Annotated in this window: 6 protein-coding genes; all 6 read left to right on the plus strand. The window is 65.4% G+C overall.

Going from position 1 to position 6,982, the window contains the following annotated elements:
* A partial coding sequence (locus MOV74_RS27230) for an efflux RND transporter permease subunit (protein ID WP_246929642.1) occupies positions 1–1,129 on the plus strand: 1,129 nt, incomplete at its 5' end.
* Between the two features lie 33 nt (positions 1,130–1,162).
* Positions 1,163–1,762: a TetR/AcrR family transcriptional regulator gene (locus tag MOV74_RS27235; protein WP_246929654.1), complete on the plus strand. Its 600-nt coding sequence runs from the start codon at positions 1,163–1,165 to the stop codon at positions 1,760–1,762.
* 141 nt (positions 1,763–1,903) lie between these two features.
* Positions 1,904–2,527 (plus strand): flavin reductase family protein, encoded by a 624-nt coding sequence (locus MOV74_RS27240; protein WP_246929643.1) that lies wholly within the window; start codon positions 1,904–1,906, stop codon positions 2,525–2,527.
* Positions 2,528–2,747: 220 nt separating this feature from the next.
* Positions 2,748–5,015: an acyl-CoA dehydrogenase gene (locus MOV74_RS27245; protein ID WP_246929646.1), complete on the plus strand. Its 2,268-nt coding sequence runs from the start codon at positions 2,748–2,750 to the stop codon at positions 5,013–5,015.
* A complete protein-coding gene (locus MOV74_RS27250; protein WP_246929649.1) occupies positions 5,015–6,298 on the plus strand; it encodes an acetyl-CoA C-acetyltransferase in 1,284 nt (427 codons plus the stop codon). The genes MOV74_RS27245 and MOV74_RS27250 overlap by 1 nt, the downstream gene beginning before the upstream one ends.
* Positions 6,299–6,300: 2 nt before the next feature.
* The coding region (locus MOV74_RS27255; protein ID WP_246929652.1) for an enoyl-CoA hydratase-related protein at positions 6,301–6,982 on the plus strand (682 nt) is incomplete at its 3' end.

Below are 6,982 nucleotides of genomic sequence, written 5' to 3' on the forward strand. Positions count from 1 at the left end.
CCGCGTGATCGGTCCCGACGCCAACAAGGTGCGCGAGATCGCCTACCAGGTTCGCGACGTCATGCGGCAGAACAAGAGCGTCAAGGACGTCCAGCTCGACTGGAACGAGCAGTCGCCTTACCTCAAGCTCGTCGTCGACCAGGATCGCGCCCGCGCCATGGGCCTGACCCCGCAGGACGTCTCACAGGCGCTCGCGATGCTGATTTCGGGCGCGCAGGTTACGACCATTCGCGACGGCATCGAGAAGGTGGCCGTGGTCGCCCGTGCGACCCCCTCCGAACGTCTCGATCTTGGCGGCGTCGGTGATCTCACCATCACCTCGCGTAACGGCGTGGCCGTGCCGCTGCAGCAGATCGCCAAGATCGAGTATGCCCACGAGGAGCCGATCATGTGGCGGCGTAACCGCGACATGGCCATCACCGTGCGCTCCGACGTCGTCGATGGCGTGCAGGCGCCTGACGTCACGGGCCAGATCACGCCGAAGCTGAAGCCGATCATTGATCACCTCGAGCCGGCCTACCGCATCGAGGCGGGCGGGGCGTTCGAGGAATCCGCCAAGGGCAACGCCTCGATCTTCGTCCTCTTCCCGCTGATGGTCATGGTGATGCTGACGCTGCTGATGATCCAGCTTCAGAGCTTCTCGCGCCTGATCCTGGTGTTCCTGACCGCACCGCTCGGCATCGTGGGCGCCTCCTTCGGCCTCAACGTCGCCAATGCCCCGTTCGGCTTCGTGGCGCTGCTCGGCCTGATCGCGCTCGCAGGCATGATCATGCGCAACACGGTCATCCTGGTCGACCAGATCGAGACCGACGTTTCGCACGGCCTCACCAGGCGCGAGGCGATCATTGAGGCAACCGTCCGCCGCGCCCGTCCGGTGGTGCTGACCGCGCTCGCCGCCATCCTCGCCATGATCCCGCTGTCGCGCTCGGCATTCTGGGGCCCGATGGCGATCACGATCATGGGCGGATTGTTCGTCGCGACGTTCCTGACGCTCTTGTACCTGCCGGGCCTCTACGCCCTCTGGTTCCGCAAGAGCCTGGACGAAGCCGGCACGCCCGAGCAGCCTGCCGCGCCGCAACATGGCAGCGATGACCCCCGCGCAATTCCGCTTGCTGAGGCGGCTGAATAAGTGAGAAAACTACCGACGAACGAGTCCTGAATGATGGCCCTGATTTCGGAACATATCGAAGGCGACACCCGAGACCGTATTCTGGAGGTGGCCGAGCGGCTGTTCCGCCAGATTGGCTATCAGAAGACTACGGTCGGCGACATCGCCAAAGAACTGCGGATGAGCCCCGCCAACGTCTATCGCTTCTTCGAATCGAAGAAGGCGATCCATCATTCGGTGGCGCGGGGCCTGATGGGTGAGGTCGAGCTCGAGGCGCAGCGGATCGTGGCAGGGCCCGGACCGGTACTCCCGCGCTTCCGCGAACTGCTCACTACCATCCATCGCATGAACACCGAGCGTTACGTCGGCGACAACAAGCTGCACGAGATCGTCGAGATCGCGATGGAGGAGGACTGGGACGTCTGCGTCGCCCATATGGACCTGATCACCACGACGATCGGTCAGATGATTGCGCAGGGCACAGCCACCGGCGAGTTCGAGGCGCCGGACCTGGAGCTGGCCTCGATGTGCGCCTGCACCGCGATGATGCGGTTCTTCCACCCGCAGATGATCGCCCAATGCGCCGCCAAGCCGGGCCCGTCCATCGATCAGATGATCGATTTCGTCATCGCGGGTCTGTCGCCGCGCCACTGACTCATGTTTTGAGTTGACCGTCATTCCGGGGCGATGCGAAGCATCGAACTCCGGTGCGCAATTGCGCACCTGAGAATCTCGAGATTCCGGGTTCGGTCCTGCGGACCACCCCGGAATGACGGAAAACGGAGAAACAAGCGCGTGACCGACAAAGATCTCTATTTCTACGAGCCTTCCAAGGGCCACGGCCTCAAGCACGATCCCTTCAACGCCATCATCGCGCCGCGGCCGATCGGCTGGATCTCCTCGCGCGACACCAAGGGCCACGTCAACCTCGCGCCCTACAGCTTCTTCAACGCGTTCTGCTACGTGCCGCCGATCATTGGCTTCTCCTCCACCAACTGGAAGGACTCGGTCGAAAACATCCAGCAGACCGGCGAGTTCGTCTGGAATCTCGCCACGATGGATCTCGCCAAGCACATGAACGCGACCGCGGCGCATGTCGCCCCTGAAGTCGACGAGTTCGAGATCGCGGGCCTCACCGCCGTGCCCGGCAAGCTGGTCAACGTGCCGCGCGTCGGCGAAAGCCCCGTGGCCTTTGAGTGCAAGGTGTCCGACATCATCCGCCTCAAGGGCGCCGACGGCAAGCAGGCCGACGCCTGGCTGACGCTGGGCGAGGTCGTTGCCGTCCACATCGACAAGGCCATGATCAAGGACGGCGTCTACCAGACCGCCGCCGCCCGCCCGATCGTCCGGGCCGGCCGCCGCGGCGATTATTTCGAGATCAAGCCGGAAAACATGTTCGAGATGGTGCGGCCGGATTAGGCTGGGCCGCCGCTCTCTCCCCATCGTCATTCCGGGGCGCGCCCCGGAATGACGATGGGGCGACCTCTCTCCGCATTCCCCTCCCGGAACTGCTCGCGCACCCTGGCCGTTATGGCCCGGGGGCCGCCCGGCCGCGTCAATTTTGCAGGCGAAGTGTTCGCCTCCGCCAGCCAGTTTCCGCTAAAATGCCCGACAACCGCGCCGATGCATGAGGTCAGCCATGAGCTTCCGCCGCGACACCCTGACAAAGCCGATCTTCTCCTGGGCACGCGGCGTGCTGCCGGCGATGTCCGACACCGAGCGCGAGGCGCTGGAGGCGGGCGACGTCTGGTGGGACGCCGACCTCTTCACCGGCAACCCTGACTGGTCGAAGCTTCTGAAGATCCCGCAGGCGACGCTGACCAGCGAGGAGCAGGCGTTCCTGAGCGGCCCCGTTGACGAGCTGTGCGCCATGCTCGACGAATGGAAGATCTTCTGGGAATGGCGCGACCTGCCGCCGGACGTCTGGCATTTCGTCAAGCGTGAGAAATTCTTCGGCATGATCATTCCGAAGGAATTCGGCGGCCTCGGCTTCTCGCCCTATGCGCATTCCGAAGTCGTGCGAAAAATCTCGACGCGCTCGATCGCGGCCGCCGTGACCGTGATGGTGCCGAACTCACTCGGTCCCGGCGAGTTGCTGATGCGCTTCGGCACGAAAGAGCAGCAGGCGCGCTGGCTGCCGCGGCTTGCCGACGGCCGCGAGATTCCCTGCTTCGGCCTCACCAGCCCCGAAGCCGGCTCCGACGCGGCCTCCATGGTCGACACCGGCATCATCTGCAAGGGCGAGTTCGAGGGGCGCGAGGTCGTTGGCCTCAGGCTCAACTGGCACAAGCGCTACATCACGCTCGGGCCCGTCGCGACGCTCCTGGGACTCGCCTTCAAGGCCTATGATCCCGATCACCTCGTAGGGAGCCAGGAAGAGCTCGGCATCACCGTGGCGCTGATCCCGACCAATTTGGCCGGCGTCGAGATCGGGCAGCGCCATCTGCCGTCGATGCAGGTGTTCCAGAACGGTCCGAACCGGGGCCGCGACGTTTTCATTCCGCTCGACTATGTCATCGGTGGCCAGGCGCGCCTCGGGCAAGGCTGGAAGATGCTGATGACCGCGCTCGCCGCCGGCCGCGGCATCTCGCTGCCGTCGCTCTCTGCTGCGGGTGCCGCTTATGCGGCCCGCACCACCGGCGCCTATGCCCGTATCCGCGAGCAGTTCGGCATCTCTATCTCCAAGTTCGAAGGCGTTGAGGAGCCGCTCGCGCGCATCGTCGGCACCGCCTATCAGCTGGACGCGGCGCGGCGACTGACCTGCGCGGCGCTCAATGCCGGCGTTCATCCTGCCGTCATCTCCGGCATCATGAAGCTGCATGCGACCGAGCGGATGCGCACGGCGATCGACGACGCCATGGACATCCATGGCGGCAAGGCCGTGATCGACGGCCCGCAGAACTATCTCGGCAATCTCTACCGCGTCGTGCCAGTCGGGATTACGGTCGAAGGCGCCAACATCCTGACTCGCAATCTCATTGTGTTCGGACAGGGCGCGATCCGCGCGCATCCTTATCTGCTCGACGAGATGAATGCGCTCGCCGATTCCGATCGCGAACGCGGGCTCACTGCGTTCGACGCGGCATTCTGGAAGCATGCCGGCCACAGCTTCCGGACGCTGTTCCGCGCCTTCAGCCGGAGCTGGACCTTTGGTGCCTTCGCGCTGGCGCCCGATGCGGGCGACGCCACGCCATTCTATCGCCAGCTCTCGCGCTACTCCGCCGCTTTCGCGCTCTGCGCCGACATGGCGCTGCTGACGCTCGGCGGCGCGCTCAAGCGCAAGGAGATGCTGTCGGCGCGTTTCGGCGACATTCTCTCCGAGCTGTATCTGCTCTCGGCCGCACTCAAGCGCTGGGAGGACGAGGGCCGGCAGAAGGAGGACTTTGCCGCGCTGGAATGGTGCATGGCGACGGGGTTTCGGACCATCGAGAACCGGCTCGCCGAGATCCTCGCCAATTTGCCGAACCGCTTCGTCGCAGCCTTCCTCAAGTTCGTGGTTCAGCCCTTCGGCGCCCGCGTGCTCGGCCCCTCCGACCGCATCGTGCATCAATGCGCGAGCCTGGTGCTGGAGCCCTCGGCGGCACGCGAGCGCCTCACGCCGGATCTGGCCCATGTCGACGACGACGGCGGCTTTGCGCGGCTGGAGCGCGCGTTCAAGCTGGTCGCAGCCACGGAGGCCATCGCCAAGCGCATGCGCGCTGCGCATGTTCGCGACTGGGAGGAAGCGGTCGCCAAAGGCGTGATCACGCAAGCCGAAGGCGAGCAGCTCTCTGTTGCCCGCAAAGCCGTCACTGACGTGATCGAGGTCGACGATTTTGCACCGGAGGCGCTGTCGCCGATTTACAGGAAATCCGGCGACGTGCATCAGTTCTTCCAGGAACTCGGTGAACAGAGGGCGGCGAGCTGATGGCGCGACCGGTATTCATCGTCGACGGCAGTCGCACGCCGTTTCTGAAGGCGCGGTCGGGGCCGGGGCCGTTCACGCCGGTCGATCTTGCCGTGCAATGCGGACGGCCGCTCTTGGCGCGCCAGCCGTTTTCGCCCGACAGCTTCGATCAGGTCATCCTCGGCTGCGTCAACGTGATCGCGGACGAGATGAACCCGGCCCGCGTCGCCGCGCTCCGGCTCGGTATGGGCGAGGACATGGTCGCCTTCACCGTGCAGATCAATTGCGGCTCCGGGATGCAGTCGATCGATAGCGCCTATCGCTATATCCGCGAAGGCCATGCCGACATGATCCTCGCCGGCGGCGCCGAGGCCCTGAGCCACGCGCCGCTGGTCTGGCCCAATTCGGGCGTGCGCTGGTTCGCCGGGTTTGCCACCGCCAAGGGCGTGGCGGCCAAGCTGGCCGCTGCCTTCAAATTGCGGCCGAGCGACCTCAAGCCGATCATCGGCCTCGAGCGCGGGCTGACCGATCCGATCACCAATCTGAACATGGGCCAGACCGCCGAGGTGGTCGGCCATCTCTTCGGCATCACCCGCGCACAGTCCGATGCCTATGCCGCTGAAAGCCACCGCCGGCTCGCCCACGCGCAAGGCGCGGGCTTCCTGAAGGGCGAGGTCGAGACCGCGTTCTCCCGCGACGGTAAGTTCTTCGACCATGACGATGGCGTACGTCCGGACTCCACGGCAGAGACACTCGCAAAACTCCGGCCGGTGTTCGAGCGCCCCTGGGGCCAGGTCACCGCCGGCAATTCTTCGCAGATCACCGACGGCGCCTCCTGGGTGATCCTGGCCTCCGACGCGGCGGTCGCAAAGCACAAGCTCACGCCGAAAGCCGCGATCGTGGACAGCAACTGGGCGGCGCTCGATCCCGGCATTATGGGGCTCGGCCCGGTGATGTCGGCAACGCCGCTGCTCCAGCGCAACGGCCTCACCGTCACGGACGTCGAGACCTGGGAGCTGAATGAGGCCTTTGCCACCCAGGTGCTCGGTTGTCTCGCCGCCTGGAACGACGACAAATTCTGCCGGGAGATCCTCGGGCTCGATGGCGCTGCTGGCGAGATCGACCGTGACAGGCTCAACGTCGATGGCGGCGCGATCTCGCTCGGTCATCCCGTCGGCACCTCTGGCAACCGCATCGTGCTGCATCTCGTCAACGCGATGAAGCGGCTTGGCACGCGGCGCGGAATTGCCACCGAATGCATCGGCGGCGGGCTCGGCGGCGCCATGCTTATCGAGGCGGTGTGACCATGGATTCCAAGATCATGACCGCGCTCGGCGACCGCGTCCTTGAGCTCGGACCCAAGCCCGCGACGGACAGTCCATACAGGCACTTCAAGTTGACGCGCGATGCCGACGGCGTCGCCTGGCTCTTGTTCGATCGCGCTGATGCAAGCGCCAACACGCTGTCCTCCGAGGTGATGGAGGAATTCGACGCCGTGCTCGCGGCAATCGAAACCGAGCGTCCCGCCGGCCTCGTGATCCGCTCCGCAAAACCGTCCGGCTTCATCGCGGGCGCCGACGTCAACGAATTCCGGAGTGCGTCCGATCCCGACATGGTGGAGACGCGCATCCGCGCCGCGCATGCGGTGATCGACCATCTGGAAGCTTTGAGGCTGCCGACGGTCGCGGTCATCCATGGCTTTTGCCTCGGTGGCGGGCTCGAGGTTGCACTGGCCTGCCAGTCGCGCATCGCCGTCGACGGCGCGCGCTTCGGCTTCCCGGAGGTGATGCTGGGTCTGCATCCCGGCCTCGGCGGCACCGCGCGCTTCACCGCGCTGGTCAATCCGGTTCAGTCGATGTCCCTTATGCTGACCGGGCGCACCATCGATGCACGCCGTGCCAGATCGCTCGGCCTCGTCGATAGCGTGACGCAGGAGCGCCATGTCCGGGGCGCGGTGAAGGATGCGCTGTTCGGCCGCCTGAAGCGGG

The organism is Bradyrhizobium sp. SHOUNA76 (genome assembly GCF_023006445.1).
Classification (GTDB): domain Bacteria; phylum Pseudomonadota; class Alphaproteobacteria; order Rhizobiales; family Xanthobacteraceae; genus Bradyrhizobium.